Source organism: Streptomyces sp. NPDC048639 (assembly GCF_043199075.1).
In the GTDB taxonomy this organism is placed as follows: Bacteria; Actinomycetota; Actinomycetes; order Streptomycetales; family Streptomycetaceae; genus Streptomyces.
On the sequence record NZ_JBICVP010000005.1, the window covers coordinates 144,417 to 168,259 of the forward strand.

20 protein-coding genes are annotated in these 23,843 nt (G+C 72.2%); 13 read left to right on the forward strand and 7 right to left on the reverse strand.

Annotation, left to right across the window (positions count from 1 at the left end):
• Positions 1-144 precede the first annotated feature (144 nt).
• The 4 genes from ACGFNH_RS15500 (at position 145) to ACGFNH_RS15515 (ending at position 4,871) form a co-directional block, all read left to right on the forward strand.
• Positions 145-651: a DUF6643 family protein gene (locus tag ACGFNH_RS15500; protein WP_393653819.1), complete on the forward strand. Its 507-nt coding sequence runs from the start codon at positions 145-147 to the stop codon at positions 649-651.
• Between the two features lie 132 nt (positions 652-783).
• Complete coding sequence (locus ACGFNH_RS15505; protein WP_393653820.1) at positions 784-1,608, forward strand: MOSC domain-containing protein; 825 nt, start codon at positions 784-786, stop codon at positions 1,606-1,608.
• Positions 1,609-1,743: 135 nt separating this feature from the next.
• Positions 1,744-2,346, forward strand: a complete 603-nt coding sequence (locus tag ACGFNH_RS15510) for a hypothetical protein (RefSeq protein WP_393653822.1) — start codon at positions 1,744-1,746, stop codon at positions 2,344-2,346.
• Between the two features lie 95 nt (positions 2,347-2,441).
• On the forward strand, positions 2,442-4,871 hold the full coding sequence (locus ACGFNH_RS15515) for a right-handed parallel beta-helix repeat-containing protein (protein ID WP_393653823.1): 2,430 nt from the start codon (positions 2,442-2,444) through the stop codon (positions 4,869-4,871).
• On the opposite strand, the gene ACGFNH_RS15520 is transcribed toward ACGFNH_RS15515, so the two are convergent.
• The gene (locus tag ACGFNH_RS15520; RefSeq protein ID WP_393653825.1) at positions 4,841-7,267 is read right to left on the reverse strand and encodes a hypothetical protein; all 2,427 of its coding nucleotides are present in this window, start codon (positions 7,265-7,267) and stop codon (positions 4,841-4,843) included. The genes ACGFNH_RS15515 and ACGFNH_RS15520 overlap by 31 nt on opposite strands.
• Before the next feature lie 147 nt (positions 7,268-7,414).
• Between ACGFNH_RS15520 and ACGFNH_RS15525 the strand changes: the two genes are divergently transcribed.
• Both ACGFNH_RS15525 and ACGFNH_RS15530 read left to right on the forward strand, forming a co-directional pair.
• A complete protein-coding gene (locus ACGFNH_RS15525; RefSeq protein WP_393653827.1) occupies positions 7,415-8,260 on the forward strand; it encodes a DeoR/GlpR family DNA-binding transcription regulator in 846 nt (281 codons plus the stop codon).
• Between the two features lie 59 nt (positions 8,261-8,319).
• Positions 8,320-8,790, forward strand: coding sequence for an SRPBCC family protein (locus ACGFNH_RS15530; protein WP_393653829.1), 471 nt, complete (start codon positions 8,320-8,322; stop codon positions 8,788-8,790).
• A 12-nt stretch (positions 8,791-8,802) separates the two neighbouring features.
• On the opposite strand, the gene ACGFNH_RS15535 is transcribed toward ACGFNH_RS15530, so the two are convergent.
• Positions 8,803-9,078, reverse strand: a complete 276-nt coding sequence (locus tag ACGFNH_RS15535) for a hypothetical protein (RefSeq protein WP_393653831.1) — start codon at positions 9,076-9,078, stop codon at positions 8,803-8,805.
• Positions 9,079-9,122: 44 nt separating this feature from the next.
• Positions 9,123-10,256 carry a PLP-dependent cysteine synthase family protein gene (locus tag ACGFNH_RS15540; RefSeq protein ID WP_393653833.1) on the reverse strand — a complete coding sequence of 378 codons (1,134 nt, stop codon included), beginning with the start codon at positions 10,254-10,256 and terminating at the stop codon, positions 9,123-9,125.
• A gap of 232 nt (positions 10,257-10,488) precedes the next feature.
• On the opposite strand from ACGFNH_RS15540, the gene ACGFNH_RS15545 reads away from it, so the two are divergent.
• Positions 10,489-10,824, forward strand: a complete 336-nt coding sequence (locus ACGFNH_RS15545; RefSeq protein ID WP_393653835.1) for a hypothetical protein — start codon at positions 10,489-10,491, stop codon at positions 10,822-10,824.
• A gap of 277 nt (positions 10,825-11,101) precedes the next feature.
• Positions 11,102-11,698, forward strand: a complete 597-nt coding sequence (locus ACGFNH_RS15550; RefSeq protein WP_393653837.1) for an ATP-binding protein — start codon at positions 11,102-11,104, stop codon at positions 11,696-11,698.
• A gap of 335 nt (positions 11,699-12,033) precedes the next feature.
• Here the strand turns inward: ACGFNH_RS15550 and ACGFNH_RS15555 are convergent, their stop codons facing one another.
• From ACGFNH_RS15555 to ACGFNH_RS15565, 3 genes are read right to left on the reverse strand one after another with little or no spacing between them, the layout of a single operon-like run.
• Positions 12,034-14,598, reverse strand: coding sequence for an ABC transporter permease (locus ACGFNH_RS15555; protein ID WP_393653838.1), 2,565 nt, complete (start codon positions 14,596-14,598; stop codon positions 12,034-12,036).
• Positions 14,595-15,494 carry an ABC transporter ATP-binding protein gene (locus ACGFNH_RS15560; RefSeq protein WP_393653840.1) on the reverse strand — a complete coding sequence of 300 codons (900 nt, stop codon included), beginning with the start codon at positions 15,492-15,494 and terminating at the stop codon, positions 14,595-14,597. The genes ACGFNH_RS15555 and ACGFNH_RS15560 overlap by 4 nt, the downstream gene beginning before the upstream one ends.
• Positions 15,491-15,775 carry an SHOCT domain-containing protein gene (locus tag ACGFNH_RS15565; protein ID WP_393653842.1) on the reverse strand — a complete coding sequence of 95 codons (285 nt, stop codon included), beginning with the start codon at positions 15,773-15,775 and terminating at the stop codon, positions 15,491-15,493. Before ACGFNH_RS15565 ends, ACGFNH_RS15560 begins: the two co-directional genes overlap by 4 nt.
• Before the next feature lie 214 nt (positions 15,776-15,989).
• On the opposite strand from ACGFNH_RS15565, the gene ACGFNH_RS15570 reads away from it, so the two are divergent.
• The 5 genes from ACGFNH_RS15570 (at position 15,990) to ACGFNH_RS15590 (ending at position 22,278) form a co-directional block, all read left to right on the forward strand.
• Positions 15,990-17,012 carry a LacI family DNA-binding transcriptional regulator gene (locus ACGFNH_RS15570; protein WP_393653844.1) on the forward strand — a complete coding sequence of 341 codons (1,023 nt, stop codon included), beginning with the start codon at positions 15,990-15,992 and terminating at the stop codon, positions 17,010-17,012.
• A gap of 268 nt (positions 17,013-17,280) precedes the next feature.
• On the forward strand, positions 17,281-18,579 hold the full coding sequence (locus ACGFNH_RS15575) for an ABC transporter substrate-binding protein (protein WP_393653846.1): 1,299 nt from the start codon (positions 17,281-17,283) through the stop codon (positions 18,577-18,579).
• Between the two features lie 89 nt (positions 18,580-18,668).
• Positions 18,669-19,718, forward strand: a complete 1,050-nt coding sequence (locus ACGFNH_RS15580; RefSeq protein WP_393653848.1) for a carbohydrate ABC transporter permease — start codon at positions 18,669-18,671, stop codon at positions 19,716-19,718.
• Entirely contained in the window at positions 19,715-20,578 is an 864-nt protein-coding gene (locus ACGFNH_RS15585) for a carbohydrate ABC transporter permease (RefSeq protein WP_393653850.1), read from the forward strand. The genes ACGFNH_RS15580 and ACGFNH_RS15585 overlap by 4 nt, the downstream gene beginning before the upstream one ends.
• Positions 20,575-22,278 (forward strand): glycoside hydrolase family 13 protein, encoded by a 1,704-nt coding sequence (locus ACGFNH_RS15590; RefSeq protein ID WP_393653852.1) that lies wholly within the window; start codon positions 20,575-20,577, stop codon positions 22,276-22,278. Before ACGFNH_RS15585 ends, ACGFNH_RS15590 begins: the two co-directional genes overlap by 4 nt.
• 300 nt (positions 22,279-22,578) lie before the next feature.
• Here ACGFNH_RS15590 and ACGFNH_RS15595 read toward each other — a convergent pair whose 3' ends face one another.
• On the reverse strand, positions 22,579-23,835 hold the full coding sequence (locus tag ACGFNH_RS15595; protein ID WP_393654471.1) for an ROK family protein: 1,257 nt from the start codon (positions 23,833-23,835) through the stop codon (positions 22,579-22,581).
• Positions 23,836-23,843: the final 8 nt, after the last annotated feature.

The following is a 23,843-nucleotide window of genomic DNA, read 5'->3' on the forward strand; positions in this document are numbered from 1 at the left end:
CGGCCTTTACGCGATTTCAACGCGACGAGAAGCCCTATTTCCCCGGCTTCGTTCGCATTGACGCGGCACAGCCACTCCGAACCCGAGAAACAACCCTCTTATCGCTCTCCCCAACCAGCACATCGTGGGCTTAACTTATGGGGCATGACCTCCCCGCGCTCCACCTATGGCGGCGGTTACTACTCCGCGCCCCCCTTCCCGGACACGCCGATCTACGACAGCCTCGTCGCCGAGCGGGGCACGCCGCAGATCGCCCCCATCCGGGTGCCGTCCGCGTACGAGACCGGTAGCCACCTGCCCGCTCTCCCTTCGGCGCTCCCCGCGCTCCCCGCCGGCCCCTCCCAGCACCCCCAGGCCGCGTACGGCTATCCGCAGGTCGCGCCGCAGCCGACCCCGCTGCAGCACGCTCCGGCGCCGTACATCCCGCAACAGGCCACGGCCCCGCGCGGGTACCCCGGACCGCAGCAGTACCCCATACCCCCGGGCGGCACCGGCTACGACCAGATGCGTCCCGCCGCCCCGCGCCCCGCGCCCGGCCGGCCCGGGCCCGCACAGCGGCCGCCGCAGGCCCAGCGCCCCGCACCGGCGCAGTACGACGACCCGTACGGCCGCCAGTACCAGGGCCGCCCGTACCCGCCGCGGGGTTACTGACCGGGGCGCGCTGAGGGCCGCGAACCGCGCGACCGGTCGTACGCCGGGCCTCCTGCCTGCCCGTACTCCCACCGGTTCGCCGAAGCGCCGTCCGCCGGTCCTGCTGTCCGACCGGGCTGGCAAACTGGGTCCATGCCGAAGACAGTGCTCAGCTCGGTCCATCTCTATCCGGTCAAGTCGGTGGCGGGGTGCGCCCTGAGCGAGGCGGCTGTGGAGCCGTGGGGACTCGCCGGGGACCGCCGGTGGATGCTGGTCGAGCCGGACGGACGGTTCGTGACCCAACGGGAGCAGCGGCGGCTGGCGTTGGTTTCGGCCACGCCGTTGCCCGGCGGCGGAATCGAGGTCGCCGCACCGGGCAGGGAGCCGCTGACCGTCGAGGTCCCGGAGCCCGGCGCCACCACGGTCGTGGAGGTCTGGCGCGACAAGGTCGAAGCGGTGCCCGCCGATCCGGCGGCGGGTGCGTGGTTCAGCGACTGGCTCGGCACCGAGGTGGGACTGGTGCATCTCGACGAGCCCGCGCGCCGGCGCCCTGTGGACCCGGCGTACGGCCGCCCGGGCGAGACGGTCTCCTTCGCGGACGGTTATCCGCTGCTGGTCACCACCACGGCGTCCCTCAACGCCCTCAACTCCCTGATAGCGCAGGGCGACCATGCCGACGAGGGCCCGCTGCCGATGAACCGGTTCCGTCCGAGCGTCGTCGTGGACGGTACGGCCCCCTGGGCCGAGGACGGCTGGACCCGGCTGCGCATCGGCGAGGTCGCCTTCCGGGTCGCGAAGCCCTGTGGCCGCTGCGTGATCACCACGACCGACCAGCGCACCGCCGAGCGCGGCAAGGAGCCCCTGCGCACGCTCGCCCGCCACCGCCGTTTCGACGACAAACTCGTCTTCGGGCAGAACGTGATCCCGGAAGGTACCGGTACGATCCGGGTGGGGGATTCAGTCGAGATCGAGAGCTGACCGGCGTGCCGGGGGGCGGACCGGGGGCACGGGGTGGACCGGGGGCACGGGGTGACGTTGCTCTCTCTTGGCACGTATCGGGCATGTATCGCGCTCTCTGCGGTACTTACTCAGTCGGAAGGGGGTGCGTGACCCATGCGAGCAATGACCGGATTCTGGCTGTGGCGGCGCAATCCCCTGCGCCGTCCGACCGATCTCCTCGAATCCTGGGTGGCGCTCCTCGCCGCCCTGTTCATCGCCGTCGGCGGCCCCGCCGCCGGTCTGGCCGTGGCCTCCCTGGTCCAGGACTCGTTGGTGCAGTCCGTGCGCGCCCAGAACGAGCACCGTCATCTCGTCGCCGCGACGGTGGTCCGGCCGGTGAAGCAGCCGCCGGTCGACCCCGACCCCGAGACCTCCTCGGCCCGGGATGCCCTGCACCGTGTCGTCGCCACCTGGACCGCCCCCGACGGAAGCGTGAACACCCGCCCGGTGGGCGCCCCTCGCGCGGTGACGCCCGGCGACCGGTTCCGTCTCTGGATCGACGACCACGGACGCCCGGTGAACCGTCCCATGGACGAGTCCACCGCCGGCTCGCACGCAGCACTCGCCGGCATCGGGGCCGGGGCCCTCAGCGCGGGCCTGGTGGAGGGCGCACGACGGCTGACCGTGTGGCGCATCCTGCAGCGGCGTTACGCGAGTTGGGACCGCGCCTGGGAACGAGCCGGTCAGGACTGGGGCAGGACGGGCACAGGAAGCTGACCTGACAACTCTCCCCCGCCACGCGCGCTACGGTGGAGCGCCGGTACACGCCGTACCCGGTCGACACACGCACGAGGTGGGGGCACAGCAGCAGCATGGCACCACAGGGCACGGTCCAGGTGACGCACACCGGCACATCGCGGTGGCGGCGCCGCACAGGCGAGTACCCCTCCCTCGCCGCGGCCCTGGAGGCCGCCGGAGACGGTGATGTGCTCACCGTCGCCCCTGGCACGTACCGCGAGAATCTGGTGATCCAGCGGGCCGTGACCCTGCGCGGCCCGGACGGGGCCCGCGGCTCGGTGCGCATCGCCCCCATCGACGGTGTGGCCCTGACCGTCCGCGCCTCGGCCACCGTCCAGAGCCTGCACCTGGAGGGCCAGGACTCCGCGGCCCCGGCGCTGCTGATCGAGGACGGAACACCGGAGTTGGCGGATCTGCGGGTGGCCACGCGCTCGGCCGCCGGCATCGAGGTCCGCGGCGGTGCCCGGCCCATCGTGCGGCGTTGCTCCGTCGACAACCCCGGTGGGATCGGCATTGCCGTCGTCGACGGCTCGGGCGGTGTCTTCGAGGAGTGCGAGGTGGTCTGCGCGGGCCAGTCCGGTGTCGCCGTCCGCGGCGGCGCGCACCCGCGCCTGGAGCGCTGCCGGATCCACCACACGTCGGGCGCCGGGCTCGCGCTGACGGGTGAGGGCAGCTCGCTGGAGGCCATCGGCTGCGAGGTGTACGAGATCAAGGGCGCGGGTGTGCAGCTCGCCTCCCGTGCGGCCGGGCACCTCACCGACTGCACGGTGCACCGGACTTCGGCCGACGGCCTCACCCTCGACACCGACGCCGTGCTGACCCTCTCCGACTGCGAGATCCACGACATCCCGGAGAACGCGGTCGATCTGCGCTCCCGCTCCGTCCTCACCCTCACCCGCAGCACGGTGCGCCGCTTCGGGCGCAACGGACTCTCGGTCTGGGACCCGGGCACCCGCGTGGACGCCAACCAGTGCGAGATACATGACAGTACGGGCGACTATCCGGCCGTATGGGTCAGTGACGGCGCGGTCGCGGTGCTCGACTCCTGCCGGGTGCACGACGTTCCGGACGCGCTGTTCGTCCTCGACCGCGGCTCCCGCGCCGACGTCGTCGACAGCGACATCTCGCAGGTCCGCAACACCGCGGTGTCCGTGAGCGACGGGGCCACCGCCCAGCTCGACGACTGCAGGATCCGCGACGTCACGACCGGCGCCTGGTTCCGCGACCACGGCAGCGGCGGAACCCTCGCCTCCTGCACGATCGACGGCGCCGCCACGGGCGTCATCGTCACCAAGGGCGCCGACCCCACGATCGAGCGCTGCACGGTCACCTCCCCTGCCGAGGCGGGCTTCTACGTCTCCGCGGAGGGCCGGGGCACCTTCCACGGCTGCCGGGTGACGGGCAGTTCGGGCTACGGCTTCCACATCATCGACGGCTGCCGCACGACGCTGACCCGCTGCCGTACCGAGCGGTGCGCCCGCGGGGGTTACGAGTTCGCCGAGGAGGGCCCGGTCCGCGACGGCTGCACCAGCGACGAGAGCAGCCAGCTGCGCACTGCCCCGCCGGCTCCCGCTGTCGCGCCCGCCGTGCAGACCGAGACCCGTACCGCCGGGCTGCTCTCGGCGGTGCCCGAGCAGTCCCCCGGGCCCGCGGGGCCGTCCGGGCAGAACGGCGGTGGACCCGGGTCCGAGGTCCGGGAGTCCGGTGAGGTGCTGGCCGAACTCGACGGTCTGGTGGGCCTGGAGAGCGTCAAGCAGGAGGTCCGGGCGCTCACCGACATGATCGAGGTGGGCCGCAGGCGGCAGCGGGCGGGTCTCAAGGCGGCTTCCGTGAAGCGCCATCTGGTCTTCACCGGCTCCCCCGGCACCGGCAAGACCACGGTGGCCCGGCTCTACGGCGAGATCCTCGCCTCCCTCGGCGTTCTGGAGCGGGGTCATCTCGTCGAGGTGTCCCGGGTCGACCTGGTGGGCGAGCACATCGGTTCCACGGCTATCCGCACCATGGAGGCGTTCGACCGGGCGCGCGGCGGGGTGCTCTTCATCGACGAGGCGTACGCCCTCTCCCCCGAGGACTCCGGGCGGGACTTCGGCCGGGAGGCCATCGACACGCTGGTGAAGCTGATGGAGGACCACCGGGAATCGGTCGTGGTGATCGTGGCTGGTTACACCGCCGAGATGGAGCGCTTCCTTTCGGTCAACCCCGGTGTGGCGTCCCGTTTCTCACGCACCATCAGGTTCGGCGACTACTCCCCGGAGGAGCTGCTGCACATCGTGGAACAGCAGGCCGAGGAGCACGAGTACCGGATCGGGGAAGGCGCTGCGGAAGCGCTGCTCAAGTACTTCACGGTGCTCCCCAAGGGCCCGGCGTTCGGCAACGGCAGGACCGCACGCCAGACCTTCGAGGCCATGGTCGAGCGCCATGCGGGCCGGGTCGCCCAGGTCGCCGACCCCAGCACGGACGACCTGACGCTCCTCTACCCCGAGGATCTTCCCGAGACGTCCTGATCCGGCGCGGGTGGGTCGCCCTGCGCGGCAGGCAACGTCGCTTCGGCGGCGGTGCCGGACCCGCCTTCGGCTCCGCGCTGCTGCGGTACGTCCGGCAGGCGGGCGAGGAGCCCGGCACGCTCCTCACCGAACGCCGGGTCCGCCTGGTATTCGCTGTGCCCCAGGATCGGTGCGGGGAGCGGGTGTTGGGCCGTACGGCCGTAGGCCAGCGGGTCGCGCAGCGGGCCGCGGTCCACCTGCGGACCCTCGCCGCTCCGCACCAGGACGGCCCCGCCGATGGGGTCCGTACGCCGCCACAAGTTGCGCCAGCAGTGCACCTCGCGGTGGAGCGCACGCAGCGGCCCGGGCCCGAAGTAGGCGGGGAACCAGCGTCCGTAGAGCCGTTCCAGGGGCGAGCCGTAGGTCAGCAGGGCGACCCGGCGCCGGGTGCGCCGGTCGAGCTGCCAGACCGCGGCGGCGGCGAGGACGCTGCCCTGGGAGTGCCCGGAGATCACCAGCCGCCCGCCCGTGCTCTCGGTCCAGGTGGCCATACGCCAGGAGAGGTCGGGGACGGCGCGCTCGGCGTAGCAGGGAGGCGCGAACGGGTGCGCCGCACGCGGCCAGAACGTGCCGACGTCCCAGAGGATACCGATGGTGCGGCGGGCGCCCGGGTCACGGTACGCGCGCCGGCCCAGCGCGATGAGCAGGATGAACACCAGGCCCACCAGCCAGGAGCCGAGCGCCTGCGCCGTCTGGGCGGCCGCGGCGATCAGGCCCGGTGCCCCTTCCGCGGCCTCCCCCGGCACCGCCCCACTGGTCCACGCGCCGATGACGGAGACGCCGCCGAGGACGAGGGTGATGACCGCTGTCGTACCGACGAACCAGGGCGCGCAGTCGGTGAGTTCGGCCGCGGCGAGCGTGCCGGCGATCCTGCGGGTCCGGGAGGTGTCCTCCGGCTCCCCGGGGTGGCTCGCGCGGACCGCGGGAAGCTCCCGGCGGGCACTCCGCCAGGTGCGCCGTACGAAGAAGCCGGCCAGAACGAGCAGGGCCAGGAGCAGCACCGGGATGACGGCGGCCTGCCAGGAGAGCATGACCGGAGGGCCGGTGATGGGGCCGTCGCCCATGCCCGGGGTGCCGTTGTCGTCCAGCCAGTCCGCGACCCGCTGGGCCACGCCCCCGGACATCAGGCTGCCGAGTGCGCAGGCGAGCATCGCGACCGCCGCGCCGCCGAGGCCGTGCAGCGCGGACCGGTCGTCGGGGGCATCGGAGACGAGCCGCCGGGCGGTGGCGGCGATGGCGAGGACCAGGGCGCCCTGGACGAGCGCGAGCACGCCGAAGGTCTCGTCCCCGGGCAGCAGCCCGTTCGAGGACCAGCCTGGGCGCGCCCAGGCGGCGTGCAGCACGGCGACGCCGAGGACACCGAGGGCCGCGCCCGGGAGGAAGCGCACGATGGCCCGGTCCAGCCGGTCGTCGGGCTCGGTCTCGCTGCGCCCCCTGCTGCACACCACCCAGACGACGAAGGCCCCCGCCACGACCAGCGTGACCTCAAGCGCCCAGCCGACGGCGTCCAGCGAGGCGCTGCCGCCGGGCTTGCGGTCGAACCGGGTGGCGGCCGCGGAGAGGGCGGCGGCGACGGTCAGGAATCCGGCGGCCGTGTGGGCGGCGCGCAGCCGGGCCACCAGGCGCCTGCCGTACCAGAAGCCGGGCAGGCACAGCGCCGGCCGGGCACCGGCTTCGGGATCGTCCTCGTGGACCGGGCGGCGCACCGGCGGCTGGGACTCGTACGCGCTCCAGGTGCGGTGCGAGAGCCACCACAGCAGTCCGGTGAGGGCGGCGGGCACGACCGCGGCGAGGGCCAGCCTGCGGCCGGGGACGCTCCACCAGCCGCCGCGTTCCGCGGAGAGGAAGCCGAGCCAGGACTTGTCGCGGGCGCAGCCCGCGGAACCGGCGCACTGCCAGGCGACCAGGTCGAGCGCGACCTCGCAGGCGGCGGCGACCAGCAGGACGGTGAGGCTGAGGGAGACCAGCCGCACCAGCACCCCGTACGTCCGTAACGCGGTGCTGCGGCCGGTGGCGGCGGGCCGCATCCAGTGGGCGAGGTTGGCGACCATGAAGGGCAGCAGGACCAGCCACAGGGCGCGGGCGCTGTTGCCGGAGGTCAGATTGGACCAGGAGTACGCCTCGGGGACCGGCCGGTCCTGGTACTCCTCCGGGCGGGCTTCGGCGTCGGCGTCCTCGCGACGCCGGTGGATGCCGGCCGTCCCGTCGCCGGTGACCCGGACGACGCTGGGGTCGTCGAGCATCTCCTGCGGGGTGGTGCCGCCGACGCCGTGCACCAGGAGTTCGAGCGCCAGCGGCGGCCCGGCTGCGGACTGTGCGACGGCCTTGCTCATCGCCTCGGCTGTGCCCGGCTGCATGGCCGACACCATCGCGCCCCCGATCCTTCTGTTGCCCCCAAAGATCCTGCCAGCGCTGCCGGATGCGCGCCAGGCCACTTGTCACCCGTGCGTGGGAGGATGAAGACGGACGGCCTGAAAGATCAGTCGGCGAAAGGACGGGCCGGGGTGGACGACAACCAGAATCTCCTCGCGGAGCAGCGGCGGGCCCTGATCGTCGACGAGGTCCGGCGCCGTGGCGGGGTGCGGGTCAACGAACTGACCCGCAGGCTGAGGGTGTCGGACATGACGGTCCGTCGGGACCTGGACGCCCTGGCGCGCCAGGGCCTGATCGAGAAGGTGCACGGCGGTGCGGTGCCGGTCGCGGAGGCGAGCACCCACGAGCCGGGGTTCGAGGCGAAGTCCTCGCTGGAGCTGCGGGCCAAGGAGGACATCGCGCGGGCCGCGGCGCCGATGGTGGCGCCGGGCAGCGCGATCGCCCTGTCGGGGGGCACGACGACGTTCGCGCTGGCGCATCATCTGCTCGAAGTGCCGGACCTGACGGTGGTGACCAACTCGGTCCGGGTGGCGGACGTGTTCCACGCGGCGCAGGGGTCGGCGGGACGGGCGGGCAAGGGGCTGGGGCCCGGCTCGGCGACGGTGGTGCTGACGGGCGGGGTGCGGACGCCGTCGGACTCCCTGGTGGGGCCGGTGGCGGATCAGGCGATCCGCTCGCTCCACTTCGATGTTCTCTTCCTGGGGGTGCACGGCGTTTCGGTGGAGGCCGGCCTGTCGACGCCCAACCTGGCGGAGGCGGAGACCAATCGGCGGCTGGTGACCTCGGCACGGCGGGTGGTGGTGGTCGCGGACCACACCAAGTGGGGGACGGTGGGCCTGAGTTCGTTCGCCTCGCTGGGCGAGGTGGACACGCTGGTGACGGACCGCGGGCTGCCCGACCAGGCCCGGGAAGAGGTCAAGGAACACCTGGCGCAGCTGGTGATCGCCGGTTCATCGGAACCCGGCGACGACATCTGACAACACGTCAGCTACGGTGGCCGCGCACAACGGCCGAACTCAGGGGAGGGATCGGAACCATGGCGCATTCATTGCGCGCCGTCGCGCTCGACTTTGTCGACTCCGCTCCATTGCGGCTGGTCTTCACCACGGAGGCGGCCTCGCCGCCGGACGCCGTCTTCCGGGGACTGACCGATGTCCCCGGCTGGCCCGAGTGGTTCGGCGCGGTGGCCTACGCCCGGCCGACGGACGGCGGCAAGGGCCGGGAGATCCGCCTCAAGGGCGGGGTCCGGTTCCAGGAGACGATCATGGCGGCGGAGCCGTCCGAGCGGTACGCGTACCGCATCGACCACACCAACGCCCCCGGTCTGCATGCCCTGTTGGAGGAGTGGCGGCTGTCCCCGTCCGGGACGGGCACGCGCATCCGGTACACCTTCGCTGTGGACGGCACGGCCGTGCTGCGTACGGCGCTGAGGCTCGGCCGCCCCGGGCTGGGGCACGCGTTCCGCAGCGCGGTCCGCGCGCTCGACCGGCGGGTGCAGGCGGGCTGACACCCGGCGCGGCTAGCGCCCGGCCCGGCCGGTGACGTCCTCGGGGCCTTCGGGGCCGGTGGCGTCCCCGGCGCCGTCGTCCGTGCCGAGGCCCGGCACCCGCGGGGCGTATGCCTCGCCATCGCCCCCGCCGGAGAGGCCGCCCTCGGGGAGGGCTCCGCAGTGCTCGCACGCACCGGCTCCCGGGCGCTCGCGCACGCGCCCGCACTCCTCGCACACCAGGCTGAGCCAGCAGGCCGGATCGCCGCCCTCGTCCACGGGTTCACCCCCGTCCGCCGCTTCGCTCACGCCCCGATTCTCCCTCCCGGGCCGGGGGCCGGGAAGTCCACCGGTCAGTCGGGCCAGGCCCCGGTCGCCAGGAAGATGTCGATGGTCTCGGAGTACGGCGTGACGTCCAGGCCCTGTTCCTCCAGCCAGGCGTCCGAGTAGTACTTGTCGAGATAGCGGTCACCGGGGTCGCAGAGGAGGGTCACGACACTGCCCGTACGACCCGCGGCCACCATCTCGGCGACGATCTTCAGGGCGCTCCACAACCCCGTCCCCGTCGAGCCGCCGGCCTTGCGGCCGATGGCCCGCTCCAGCGCGCGTACGGCGGCGACGCTGGCCGCGTCCGGCACCTTCATCATCCGGTCGATCGCACCGGGCACGAAGCTCGGCTCGATGCGTGGGCGTCCGATGCCCTCGATGCGCGATCCGCAGTCGCTGGACACCTCGAGGTCGCCGGTCGTCCAGCCTTCGAAGAAGCAGGAGTTCTCGGGGTCCGGCACGCAGAGGAGGGTGTCGAACTGCATGTAGTGCACATAGCGCGCGATGGTCGCCGAGGTGCCGCCCGTACCGGCGGTGGCGACGATCCACGCCGGCTCGGGATACCGCTCCATGCGCAACTGCTGGTAGATCGACTCGGCGATGTTGTTGTTGCCGCGCCAGTCGGTGGCCCGCTCTGCGTAGGTGAACTGGTCCATGTAGTGGCCCCCGGTGTCCGCGGCGAGCTGAGCCGAGACCTCGTAGACCGTCCGCGGGTCGTCCACCAGATGGCACCGACCTCCATGGAACTCGATGAGGCGGGTCTTCTCACGGCTCGTCGTGCGGGGCATCACCGCGATGAAGGGCACGCCGATGAGCCCGGCGAAGTACGCCTCGGAGACCGCCGTGGAGCCGCTGGAGGCCTCGATGACGGGCTTGCCGGGCCGGATCCAGCCGTTGCACAGCCCATAGAGGAAGAGCGATCGGGCCAGCCGGTGTTTGAGGCTGCCGGTCGGGTGGGTCGACTCGTCCTTCAGGTACAGGTCGATCCCCCACTCGTCGGGGAGCGGGAAACGCAGCAGGTGGGTGTCGGCGGAGCGGTTGGCGTCCGCCTGGACCTTGCGGACCGCTTCCTTCAGCCAGCTCCGGTACGTGCGGTCGGTGCGGTCGACATCGATGGTCGCGGCCGCGCCGCCGGTCTTATGCCGTTCGATCGTGCTCACCGGTGGCGCTCCTTCGGGTGTTTCCTCAACCGTGCCGAGCCGTTCCGCCCCGTCCGGGATCTCGTCGGGACCAGCTCTTGACCTGCGTCCGGACGCAACGCACCGGACCTTTCGATCATAAGGGGGGTACTGGTGCACGAGCCCCGCCGCGGGCACACTGCGCAGCAAGGGGAGAATGGCAGACCGACCGGAGCGGTTCGTCGGCGATGGGACGTCGAGGGGGCGGTGCAGGATGGCAGAGCCGGAATTCACGGCGACCGGGGTGCGGATCGAGCACGGTCTGCGGTCGGTCACCCGTGCGGGGCAGGTCCAGATCCAGGACGGCAGGCTGACGCTGCTGACCAGTTACGGGCGCGAGATCGCCAGCGCGCCGGTCCAGCAGGTACGGGCGGGCAAGCCGTGGTTCGCGGCCCGCGGCGGGGCATCGGCCACCGTGAACGGCACCCGCTACCACCTCTCCCCGGGCGGGAGCGAACCCGCGCCCGAGAGGAAGCCCGGCAGCAGGCCATGGGCGCGCACGTTCCTCGACGCAGTCCGGACCGCGGGCGGTCAGGCCGCTCAGTCGTGACGGGGGCCGCGAGCGCGGCCGACCCTCGGCGGTATCACCGGTCCTGCTGTTGCCGCGGTGGCAGTCGTGACGCGAGTTGCGCGTGCGCCCGGTCGGGTTCACTCTGGTGGAACGTAACCGAGGGTTCACCGGCGGTCACGCTTCGACCGTCCCGCCGGGTTACGGCAGTGAGCACATCGGAACCGGGTCCGGCGCTGGGGGCCGCACCGGGCCGGAACCGTAGGCGGTCGCTGCCGGCTGCGTTCTTCGTCTTCCGCACTTCTTCAGGGAGTCGGCCGTGATCAGAAAGCCCAGCAGGCACTGCACGGTGGAGCTCCAAGCCCTGCCGTCGCGTATAGGCCAGGTCCGCAGGATCGTTTCGGCGCAACTGCGCTACTGGCATCTCGATCCGTTGATCGACTCGGCGGCTCTGGGGGTCACCGAGCTGCTCACCAACGTCCATCGCCATGCCGAGCCGGACAAGCAGTGCCGGGTGGAGATCGATCTCCGCCGGGACCGGCTGACCGTCTCGGTGCGCGACAACGACCCCCGTGTACCGAGCCTGCGCTGCGCCGACCTGGCCGCCCTCGGCGGCAGGGGCCTGACGCTTGTCGCCTCGGTGAGCGAGAGCTGGGGCGTACGGCCGCACGACGAGGGGGGCAAGGTGGTGTGGTTCACGCTCCAGACCGACACCCCCGCCCTGCCGCGGAGCGCGGTAGCGGTGCCGGCACCGGTGCCCTCACTGGCCGCGCCCGGCCCGATGCGCAGCTCCGGTCCTGCGGCCTCGCGCGGCCGGGCCGGCCCCACGTCCTCGGCATCCGTACCCCGCGAGGACGCCGAGGGCCGGGAGCGGACCCGGGAGAGCACCGAAGCCCGGCCGACCGCCGTGGGCTGACCGGACGTCCGCACCGGCGGCCGGATCAACGGCCGCGCATGAGGCCTGCCGACCGACTCGGCACCTGCCGACCGACTCGGCACCTGCCGACCGTCTCGGCAGGCGACTGACGGTCGATGTCCCGCTCGCCTCCTGGCTGTCCGCGCTGGAGACCGCACGGGACACCCTCGGCAGCGCCTCTTCGCTCGGGCTGTACGGGGCCCATCTGCACTCGGGCTGTACGGGGCCGGCGTGCGCCCCGGGAGCCGGGCCGCGCCAGGACACGTCGGACAGCGGTGCACGCAAGTGGTGGGCGGCCCTGACGGACAGCTGCCCACCACCGGCGCCTGCGCGCGCTATTCCGTCGCGACGGCGCGCAGCACATCGAGCCGGGCCGCCCGGCGCGCCGGGCGCCACCCGGCGACCGCACCCGCCGCGAGACCCACGAGAGCGACGACGGCCAGCCGGTCAGGCGGCACCGCGAACACGCTCGTCCCCGCGCTGTCCGAGGCCCGCACCAGCGCCCAGCCGAGGAATCCGCCCAGCGCGAGACCGCCGGCGGTGCCGAAGGCCGCGACCAGCAGCGACTCCCAGCGCACCATGGCCCGTAGCTGGGCGCGGGTCTGGCCGACGGCGCGCAACAGGCCGAGTTCGCGGGTCCGTTCATGGATCGCGAGCGTGAGGGTGTTGGCGATGCCGAGCAGGGCGATGAGGACGGCCAGCGCAAGGAGGGCGTAGACGAGGGTGAGCATCATGTCGACGCCGCCGGCCGAGGACGCGGCGTACTCCTCGCGGGTCTGCACCTCCGGGTTGCCGTACGCGGACGCGGCCTTCTCCACGGCCGCCTTTCCGTCGCCCGCGTCCACGCCGTCCCCGAAGCCGACGGCGACGAGCCGGTCGGAGTCCTGTACGCGGTGCGCGGCCCAGGCCTCACGCGTGACGAGGTAGTCGCCCGCGAGATCGTCCTGCCCATAGACCGCCCGCACGGTGAACGTCTGCCGCGATCCGTCGCTGAACGTCAGCCGCGCGGTGTCGCCGGGCTTCCAGCCCCGCTTCCCCGCCTCGTCCTCGGACACGGCCAGACCACCGCGGCCGAGGCCGTCGAGCGACCCGTCGACCGCACCGAGGTCGAGGACGCGCGCGAGAGCGGCGGGGTCGGTGACCGTCAACTGTCTCCCGCTGCCGTTCACTTCGGCCACGCCGCGCCCCAGACCGACGGCCGTGTCCACCTCGGGCAGCCGCGCCAGCGCGGGAGCCAGCCCGGGGCTCAGCCCGCTGCCGCCCGCGCCGAACGACGGGGCGCTGACCGCGACATCGCCCGCGAACGAACGGGAGACGGTCCGGTCCATCGTCGCCTTGAGCGAGGCGCCGAAGACGGTGAACAGCGAGACCACGGCGACGCCGATCATGAGGGCGGTGGCGGTCGCCGCCGTACGCTTCGGGCTGCGCAGCGCGTTGCGCCGGGCCAGCGTCCCGCCCACGCCCCGCAGCCGGGCGAGCGGTGCGCCCAGGATCCGTACGGCGTACGAGGACGCGACCGGGCCCAGCACGACGAACGCGCCGAGTGTGATCACGGCCCCGGCCGCGGTCCCCGTGATCGACGGCCCGGAGGCGACGCCGTACACGGTCAGGCCGATGCCGGCGAGCAGTGCCGCCGCGCCCGCGACCGCCCGGGTGCGGGAGGCTCCCGAGTCGTCGACGGCCGTCTCGCGCAGCGCGGCGAGCGGCGCCGTACGGCCGGCCCGCAGCGCGGGCAGCAGCGCGGAGCCCAGGCACACCACGACGCCCACGACGAGCGGCAGGGCGATCGAGAGCCCGCTGATCACCAAGGCGCCGTCGGGGAACGGGAATCCGACCGCGGGGAACAGCGCCTGAAGGCCCGCCGCGATGCCGATGCCGCCGAGCAGGCCGGCGAGCGAGGCGACGACGGCGACGACCGCGGCCTCGACGAGGGTCGAGCCGACGACCTGGCGGCGGGAGGCACCGAGCGCGCGCAACAGGGCGTTCTCCCGGGTGCGTTGGGCGACGACGATCGCGAACGTGTTGTGGATGCTGAACGTGGCGACCAGCAGGGCGATTCCGGCGAAGACCAGGAGCAGCGTGGTGAACAACGTCAGGAACTGACCGGTCACCAGGTCGAGGTTCTCCTCGGCCGACGCCTGTCCCGTGACGGCCTCGACTCCCTTGGGGAGTACGGGCTCCAAGGCGTCGACGAGCTCCTGCTGTCCGGTCCCGGGATCGCCGCGCACCTGGATGCTCGCCGCCCGGCCCGGCTCGGGCACGAGGTACTTCCCGGCGTCGGCACGTGTCATCCCGGTGAAGGTCACCTGGCCCATGCCGTCGGCGCCGCCGAAGGTCGCCAGGCCGACGACGGTCACGCGCACGGGGTCCGGCGTGCGCAGCACGGTCCGGTCCCCGATGTCCAGGCCGCCCGCCTTCGCGGCACCGCGGTTGATCACGACCTCACCGGGCGCGGACGGCGTACGGCCCTCGGCCAGGCGGTACGGGTTGAGTTCGGAGTCGTCGATCCAGTTCCCCGCGAGGGTGGGCGGTCCCTGGCCGCCGACCGGTTTCCCGTCGCTGCCGACGAGTTGGCCCGCACCCTGGATGCTGGGCACGGCCGAGGCCACGCCGGGAACCGCTTCGATGTCCTCGGCGAGCGAAGCGGCGACGGGCTGCCGTGTGCCCTGGCCCTCGCCGGGGACGGTGATGACATCGGCACTGCGCACCACCGCGTCCGTACCGCGTGCGGCGTTGCCGAACATCGTGTCGAAGCCGGCGCGCAGGGTGTCGCCCATGACAAGAGTGCCGCCGAGGAAGGCGACGCCGAGCAGGACGGCGAGGAAGGTGCCCGCGAAGCGCCGTCGATGGGCGCGCAGCGAGGCGAGACTGATGCGCAGGGAGGCGCGTGCGGCACTCATGTCAGGGATTCCTTCTCCTGGTTGTCCCGGCTGCCCGGGCCCCGGCCGCTCTCCCGGCCCGCCCGGCCCGCCCGGCCTACCTGGCGCTTCTCGGCCTCCTGGGCATCCTGCGCCTCCAGGTCGAACTCCTTGAGGCGGTCGAGTACGCGCTCGGCCGTGGGCGCGCCCATCCGGTCCACGAGACGGCCGTCCGCGAGGAAGAGGACCTCGTCGGCGTGGGCGGCGGCGACCGGGTCGTGGGTGACCATGACGACGGTGCGGTCCATGTCGCGTACGGTCCGGCCGAGCAGACGCAGCACCTCCTCGCCCGAGCGCGAGTCGAGGTTGCCGGTGGGCTCGTCGGCGAAGACGACGTCGGGCCGTCCGGCGAAGGCCCGGGCGACGGCGACACGCTGCTGCTGCCCGCCGGACAGCTCGCTCGGCCGGTGGTGCAGCCGGTCGCGCAGGCCGACGACGTCGATGAGGGCGTCGGTCCACTCGTCCGTTCCGCGCCGGCCGGCGAGATCGCGCGGCAGCGTGATGTTCTCGGCCACCGTCAGCGTCGGCACCAGGTTGAATGCCTGGAAGACGAAGCCGATGCGGTCACGGCGCAGCAGGGTCAGCCGGCGGTCGTCGAGATCGCCGAGCGATGTGCCGCCGAGGAAGGCCGAGCCCGAGGTGAGGGTGTCGAGCCCGGCCGCACAGTGCATCAGCGTGGACTTGCCGGAGCCGGACGGGCCCATGATCGCGGTGAAGCGGCCGGCCGGGAAGTCGACGCTCACCCCGTCCAGGGCTCGTACCCGTGTGTCGCCCGCGCCGTAGATCTTCACGGCGTCCACGACGCGGGCGGCCGGCGCGGTGCCGTTGATAGGCGCTGCGCCGGCGGCGGCGGTACGCGCCGGAGGCGTGGCGGTCACGCCGCACCGCTCCGGCCGCGGCCGAACTCCTCGTCCAGGACGGAGAGCCGGCGCCAGTACTCCTCCTCGTCGATCTCGCCGGACGCGAAGCGGCGGCCGAGCACCGAGAGAGGCGAGTTGTCGTCCCGGACCGGGCTGTGCTGCCACGGGCCGCGCCCGGGGCCGCGGCCGCGCCAGACGGTGCGGCGCAGCAGCAGGATCGCGCCGCCGATGACGATCGCCCAGATGACGGGGACGAAGAGGATCCACGGGCCGGGCCCGTCGTAGGCCAGGGTGTTCATCGCAACGTCACTCCTTCGGTAGCGGTGTTCTGTGTCCGCTACCGAGAGTCGTCCTCGGGGGCCGCCGGGTCGTCGTACGCCCGAAGGCCGTTGTGCTGCTTCCCCCGGAGTACGTCCGGCGCATTCGGGCTGCGGACGGAAGATCTCCGCCCGAATCGGCCCGGCTTGCAAGACGCCTGTCATTCATGCAAGCCGTTGCCATAGAATTGACGGCATGGCGAGTCGATTGGCGAAGGTTGCTCAGTACGCGGGCGTCAGCGAGGCGACGGTCAGCCGGGTCCTGAACGGCAAGCCGGGCGTCTCGACATCGACCCAGGCCGCGGTCCTCACGGCACTCGACGTCCTGGGTTACGACCGGCCCGCCCATATGCGCAGCCGCCCGAACCGGCTGGTCGGGCTCGTCATTCCGGAGATGAGCAATCCGGTCTTCCCGGCTTTCGCCGAGGTCATCGGCAGCGGCCTGGCCCTGCGGGGCTTCACCCCTGTGCTGTGCACCCGCACTCTCGGCGGCGTGGCGGAACCCGACTACGTGGACATCCTGCTCGAACACCAGGTCTCGGGAGCGGTCTTCGTCTGCGGCCTGCATTCGGAGACGGCCGCCAATCACGCGCACTACGACCGGCTCACAGAGCGGGGACTACCCGTCGTCGCGGTCAACGGCATGGTCGAGGGCCTGAGCATTCCGTGCATCTCGACGGACGACGCCCTGGCCGTGCGGCTCGCGCTGCAGCATCTGATGTCCCTGGGCCACGAGCGGATCGGCCTGGCCATCGGTGCTACGGGACATGTGCCCGCGGCGCGCAAACTGGCGGCGTTCCGCGAGGCGATGAGCACGCAGTTCCCCCGGTCCGATCCGGACGCGACCGCGGTGCAGATCATGTACACCCTGGAGGGCGGCACGTCCGCGGCGATGCAGCTCTTCCAGAGCGGGGTCACGGGCCTGGTCTGCGGGAGTGACGTGCAGGCGCTGGGGGCGATCAGGGCCGCGCGGCGCCTCGGCCTGGACGTGCCGGGCGATGTGTCGGTGGTCGGCTACGACGACTCGGCTTTCATGCCGCTGGTCGACCCGCCGCTGACCACGGTCCGGCAGCCGATCGAGGCCATGGGGCAGGCCGCGGTGAACGTGCTGCTGCAGCAGATCGGCGGTGGCGCACCGGACTTGCGGGAAATGCTCTTCGAGCCCGAGCTGGTGGTGCGGGCGAGCACGGGCATCGCCCGGCCGTCCGCCGACGGCTGACCCCGGCACGGCTTCTCCCGGGCTTCCGCGGACGTCCGCGACCCTCTCCAACGGACGTCCGCAGCGCGACGATCCCGCTCCCCGCATCGGCCGCACGACTGCGATTTCCCCTGAGCAGTGGCGGTCTTTTGTCATGACCATGATTAGCAACTTTCCCATCTTGCAAGAATCTTTCGTCAATCTGTGGACTTTCAGTCAGCCCGTTCTTAAGGTTTTCGTCACGCACTGCCGGATGAGCCGCCACGGCGTGCGCAGGTGAGGAGAAATCATGCGTTTCAAGCGACTGACTGGCGCCGGTGCAGCGGCGATAGCGGCGACCGCCATCGCCGCCTGTGGATCGAGTCCGGAAGGGCCGGACTCCGCCGGTGCCTCGACCGGGGACTTCACGGGCCGCGGGCCCATCACCCTGGCCACGGGCAAGGACAACACCGGGACCCTCGACAAGGCCCTCGACGAATGGAACCGCCGCCATCCCAAGGAGCGGGTGCGCGCCATCCAGTTCTCCGACTCCCCCGACGAGCAGCGGCAACGCATGATCCAGAACGCCGAGTTGAAGTCGAGCGAGTTCACCGTGCTCAACCTGGACGTCGTCTGGACGTCGGAGTTCGCGGCCAACCGCTGGGTGCTTCCCCTGCCCCGCAAGGCGGTCGACACCTCGGACGACCTCAAGCCGACCGTGGACGGCGCCTCGTACCGCGGGCAGCTCTACGCCGCTCCCTGGTCCTCGGACGGCGCGCTCCTCTACTACCGCAAGGACTTGCTGAAGAAGGCCGGGGTGAAGCCGCCCACGACCTGGAACGAGATGACAGAGGCTTGCAAGAAGGTCCGTGAGCTGCCCGAGGGCAGAGGCATGTCCTGCTACGCCGGGCAGTTCGACAAGTACGAGGGCCTGACGGTCAACTTCTCCGAGATGATCGACAGCGCCGGCGGCACCGTCGTCGACGGCAAGGGCCGTCCCTCCGTCGACAGCCCGGCGGCCGAGAAGGGCCTGAGCTTCTTCGCCGACGCCTTCGACAGCGGGCTGATCTCCAAGAAGGCCATCACCTACAAAGAAGAGGAAGGCCGGCAGGCGTTCCAGAAGGGCAAGCTGGTCTTCCACCGGCAGTGGCCCTACCAGTGGTCGATGGCGAGCAAGAAGGACGGATCCTCCGCCGTGGCGGGCAAGTTCGGCGTGGCGCCGCTGCCCGGCCTCAAGGGACCGGGCATCTCCAGCCTGGGCGGGCACAACCTGGCGATCAGCTCGTCCGCCAAGAACCGGGCGACGGCACTGGACTTCGTTGCGTTCATGACGAGCAAGCCGATACAGCGCAAGAACCTGCTGCTCAGTTCCAACGCACCCACCGTCGCCTCGCTCTACGACGACAAGAAGCTCATCGAGAAGTACCCCTACCTTCCGGTGCTGAAGCAGTCCCTCCTGCACGCCAACCCCCGGCCCCAGGTGGTGCGTTACGGGGACACCACCGCCGCGATCCAGGAGGCGGCCTACGGCGCGCTGCGCGGCCAGGTCACGCCGAAGAAGGCGCTCACCGATCTGCAGCGGAAGCTCCAGGCCGTCAGCAAGCCGTGAACCGCGGCCGCGTCACGCGTCGATCCGGCAGCGAGCGTCTTTTCCGTCGGAACCCCCGCCGCATTCCCCGCACTTGAGGTGATCCGTACATGCCCGCCGTAGCGGCACCGCCGCCTTCTCTCACCGAGCCCCCCGCGCCACCGCCACCGCGCACGTCCCGCCGGACCCGTCATACGCGGCACCGCGCCGGAACCTCCCGGCTCGCCGTGCTCCTGGTCTCCCCCACCCTCGCGGTGCTCGCGCTCGTCGCGGGCTACCCGGTGCTCGCCGCGTTCCGCGAGTCCCTCTTCGCCGAGCAGTCGGGGCTGGACAGCTCGGGATTCGTGCGGGAGGGCGAGACGTTCGTCGGACTCCAGCACTACGCCGACATCTTTCGGGGGGAGGCCGGCGAGCGCTTCTGGAACGCGTTCGCCAACACCAGCTTCTTCACCGTCACCACCGTGGCCGCCGAGACCGTGCTCGGGGTGGCCATGGCACTGGTCATGCACCATGTCGTCCGCGGCCGGGGGCTGGTGCGCGCCAGCATCCTCGTCCCCTGGGCCATCCCCACCGCGGTCTCCGCGCTGCTGTGGCAGTGGATCTTCCAAGCCGACGGTGTCGCCAACGCTCTGACGGGCCGTGAGGTCCTGTGGACCACCGACGGAGGGCAGGCGGCCTTCGCAGTGATCATCGCCGACACCTGGAAGACGGCCCCGTTCGTCGGCCTCCTCGTGCTGGCCGGACTGCAGCTCATCCCCGGCGAGGTGTACGAGGCCGCGCGGGTCGACGGCGCGCGGCCCTGGCAGCAGTTCCTGCGCATCACGCTGCCGCTGGTCCGGCCCGTCCTGCTCGTGGCCGTACTGTTCCGGCTGCTGGATTCCCTGCGCATGTTCGACCTGCCGTACGTCCTCATCGGCGCCCGCAAGGAGTCCGTGGAGACGCTGTCCATGCTCTCCTTCGACGAGGCGGCCAACACGCGGTACGGGCCCGCCGCCGCGTACGCGGTGATCCTCTTCCTCTACGTCGCGGCCACGGCCTTCGTGTTCGTGAAGCTGCTCGGCGCCGACATCCTGGCCACCGACCGCCCCGCCAAGTCCGGTGGTTCCAGGGCCCGTCGCTTCCGCCGGCGGAACGGCTCCGGCTCGGAGGTGACCGCATGAGCACCGCAGTGAAAGCCCCCCGGCGCTTCCCCGTCCCCTCGGTCAGGACCGCCCTGAGCGTGGCGGGCATGGCGCTCATCGTCGTCTACTGCCTGGCGCCGTTCTACTGGATGACCGTCTCCAGTCTCCGGCGCAGTTCCGACCTGTTCGCCAAGTCGCCGCTGCCCTCGCCGTGGTCGCTGGAGAACTACCGCGCCGTGCTCGAACCGGGCTCGGGCTTCGGCCGTGCCCTGCTCAACAGCCTGGTCGTCGCGGGCACGAGCACCGTGCTGACCCTGCTGGTGGCCACGTTCGCCGCCTACGCACTCGCGCGCCTGGAGTTCCGGGGCAAGAACCTCGTCCTGGCGGTGATCATCGCCACCTCGATGTTCCCCGGCATCGCGCTTCTCGTACCGATGCTGAAGCTGTTCTCCAACACCCTGCACTGGGTGAACACCTACCAGGCGATGGTCGTGCCGACCATGTCGTTCGCGCTGCCGCTGGCGGTGTGGAATCTGACGGCGTTCTTCCGGCAGTTGCCCCGCGAGCTGGAGCAGGCGGCGATGGTCGACGGCTGCACGCCGGGCCAGGCCTTCCGCAAGGTGATCCTTCCGCTGACCGCGCCGGGTGTCTTCACCACCGCGATCCTGACCTTCATCGCGGCCTGGAACGAATTCATCATCGCCCTCTCCATGGTCAACCGCCCGGACATGCAGACGGCGACCGTCGCCATCGCCCGCTTCGGCGGCACGTCCGGCTTCGACGTCCCCTACGGCACGAAGATGGCGGCCGGCGTCGCCGTCACCGTGCCGCTCGTGATTCTCGTACTCGTCTTCCAGCGCCGGATCATCGCCGGCCTCACCGCAGGAGCAGTCAAGTGACGACCGTCCGCCCCGTATTGGTGCCCGACCCCGCCGTCCAGCAGGCCGACGCCGACTGGTGGCGCCGCGCCGTCATCTACCAGGTCTACGTCCGCAGCTTCGCCGACGGCAACGGTGACGGCATCGGCGACCTCACCGGTCTGCGCTCCCGCCTTCCGTATCTGGCCGACCTGGGCGTCGACGCGCTCTGGCTCAACCCGTGGTACCCCTCCCCCATGGCCGACGGCGGCTACGACGTCGCCGACTACCGGGACATCGACCCGGCGTTCGGCACGCTCACCGAGGCCGAGGCCCTGATCTCCGAAGCCCATGACCTGGGTCTGCGCATGGTCATCGACCTTGTCCCGAACCACACTTCGGACCGGCACGCCTGGTTCCAGGAGGCCCTCCGGGCCGGACCCGGCTCCGCGGCCCGCGGCCGGTACATCTTCCGCGACGGCCGCGGCGCGGACGGCGCACAGCCGCCCAACAACTGGCGGAGTGTCTTCGGCGGCCCGGCGTGGACCCGCGTCGTGGAGGACGACGGGCGCCCCGGTCAGTGGTATCTGCACCTGTTCGCCCCCGAGCAGCCGGACGTCAACTGGGACAACCCCGAGGTGCGCGAGGAGTTCGAGTCCATCCTGCGGTTCTGGTTCGACCGGGGGATCGACGGCGTACGCATCGATGTCGCCCACTCCCTGGTCAAGGCACCGGGGCTGCCGGACGTCGGCACCGCCGACCTGGAGGTCAGCGGCTCGGCGGCGAACACCGGCCATCCGCACTGGGACCGGGACGAGGTCCACGAGATCTACCGCTCCTGGCGCCGCGTTGCCGACGCGTACGACCACGGGCCGGTGTTCGTGGCCGAGGCGTGGACCGGTTCACCGGAGCGGCTCGCCCGATACGTACGCGAGGACGAACTGCACACCGCGTTCAACTTCGACTATCTGACGTGCCCTTGGCGCCCCGATCACCTGCGGCGCGTCATCGACGCCTCCCTCGACGTGCTGGGCGGAGTCGGCGCCCCCGCGACCTGGGTGCTCTCCAACCACGATGTGGTGCGCCATCTTTCGCGCTTCGCCCGGCCCCAGCCCGACCACCCGCTCCGGACGCTCGCCGATCTCTCCCCCGAGGAGAACCCGGCCGATGTCGATCTGGGCACGCGGCGGGCACGGGCGGCGGCCCTGCTGATGCTGGCCCTGCCGGGAGGCGCGTACGTCTACCAGGGCGAGGAACTCGGCCTCTGGGAGGTCGAGGACCTGCCGGAGGACATGCTCCAGGACCCGATCTGGGAGCGGTCGGAGCACACGGACCGGGGCCGGGACGGCTGCCGCGTCCCGCTCCCCTGGTCGGGCTGCACCACACCGTTCGGCTACAGCCCGGAGGACACGGCGACCGAGCCGTGGCTGCCTCAGCCGGAGGAGTGGAAGAGCCTGACGGCGCAGGCGCAACAGGGCGATGCGCAGTCCATGCTGGCGCTCTACCGGCGCGCACTGCGCATCCGCCGGGCGCACTCCGGCCTCCGGGGCGCCGGTATGACGTGGTACTCGTCGCCGGAGTCCCAGGTCCTCTCCTTCGGCCGCCCGCCGGGCTTCCGCTGCGTGGTCAACTTCGCGGAGGCTCCGGTCGCGCTGCCCGAGGAGAGCAGGGTGCTGCTGTCCAGCGGCCCCCTGACGGACGGTCTGCTGCCGACGGACACGGCGGTGTGGCTGGCCGAATGACGCGGGGGCCGGGGGGCTCCCCGCAGCCGCGTCCGGGACGGCAGGGCCCGTCGTTCCCGTACGCGGCGTGAGGGCCGCGTCCAGTGCCCAGCCGTGGGGGCGGGCCTGGGCGCGGCCGCGGGGTGACGTACGGGGGATGACGTACGGGGGATGACGTACGGGGGATGACGTACGCGGGATGACGTACGGGAGGCAATACGGCGGCGGGGGCCCGGCGGCCGCACCGTGCGGGGACCGCGGACGCCCGCGGATCCCCACGAGGAGAGAGCAGAGGCGGCGCCGGGGCAACGGCCGCTCCCGCTAGCCGGCCATGGCCGCCAACGGGTCGTCCAGGACCGGCTGCCAGGCCAGTTCCGCCGCGCCGACCAGGCTGTTGTGGTCCAGCGTGCACGGCAGGATCGGCACACCGCCGCTCTGCCCCCACAGGCTGCGTTCGGCGACGACGGCACGCAGCCGTTCCGGGTCCGCCTCGAGGAGTTCGCGGTGCAGGCCGCCGAGGATGATCCGGTCAGGGTTGAGGATGTTGACGAGTCCGGCGAGGCCCAGGCCGAGCCGGTCGATGAGCAACTCGGCGGCCTTCCTTACGCGGGCGTCCTCGTACTCCGTGCGCAGCAGGTCCCGGGCCCGCTGGAGCAGGGAAACCTCGGGGCCGGGCTCGCGCCCCGCCGCATCCAGGAAGGCCAGGGGGTCGGCCTCGACGTCCAGGCAGCCGCGGCTGCCGCAGTGGCAGGTCCGCCCCTGCGGGTTCACGGTCAGATGGCCGACTTCCAGTGCCAGGCCCGAACTCCCCGTGTGCAGCCGTCCGTCGAGGACCAGCGCCCCGCCCACGCCGCGGTGACCGGTCGCCACGCACAGCAGGTCGCGCGCCCCGCGGCCCGCGCCGTGCCGGTGCTCGGCGAGTGCGGCGAGGTTCACGTCGTTGCCGGTGAAGGCGGTGAAGGCGGTGGAGTCGGGGACGGCGGATTCGGCGGATTCAGTGACTTCGGCAGTGCCCATGACGCCTGCCTGCCGTACGCGTTCGGTGAAGATCTCGCGGACGGGCGCGCCAGCGGGCCAGGCGAGGTGCAGCGGATTGAGCGCCGTACCGTCGGGCTCGGCGACGGCCGACGGGACGGCGAGCCCGGCGCCCAGACAGCGCCGTCCGGTGCTGCGCAGCAGGTCCGCGCCGGCGTCGACGACGGCGCTCAGGACGTGCACGGGGTCGGCGGGCACGGTCATGCAGCCGGGGGCCGTGGCGACGATCCTGCCGCCGAGACCGACGAGCGCGGCGCGGAAGCCGTCCGCGTGCACCTGCGCGGCGAGCACGACGGGCCCGGCGGGATCGATCGCCAGCCGGTGGGAGGGCCTGCCCTGGGATCCCGCGGCGGCGCCGGGGCGGGAGTCGACCTCGATCAGTCCGAGGGCTTCGAGCTCCGCGGCGACGGCGCCGGCGGTCGCGCGGGTGACGCCGAGTTCCGCGGTCAGCACCGCGCGGGTCGGCGCCCGGCCGGTGTGTACGAGCTCCAGGGCCGGGCCGAGGGCGCTGCGGCCTCTCTCCAAGCGTGTTGTCCGAGTCAGGGTCACAC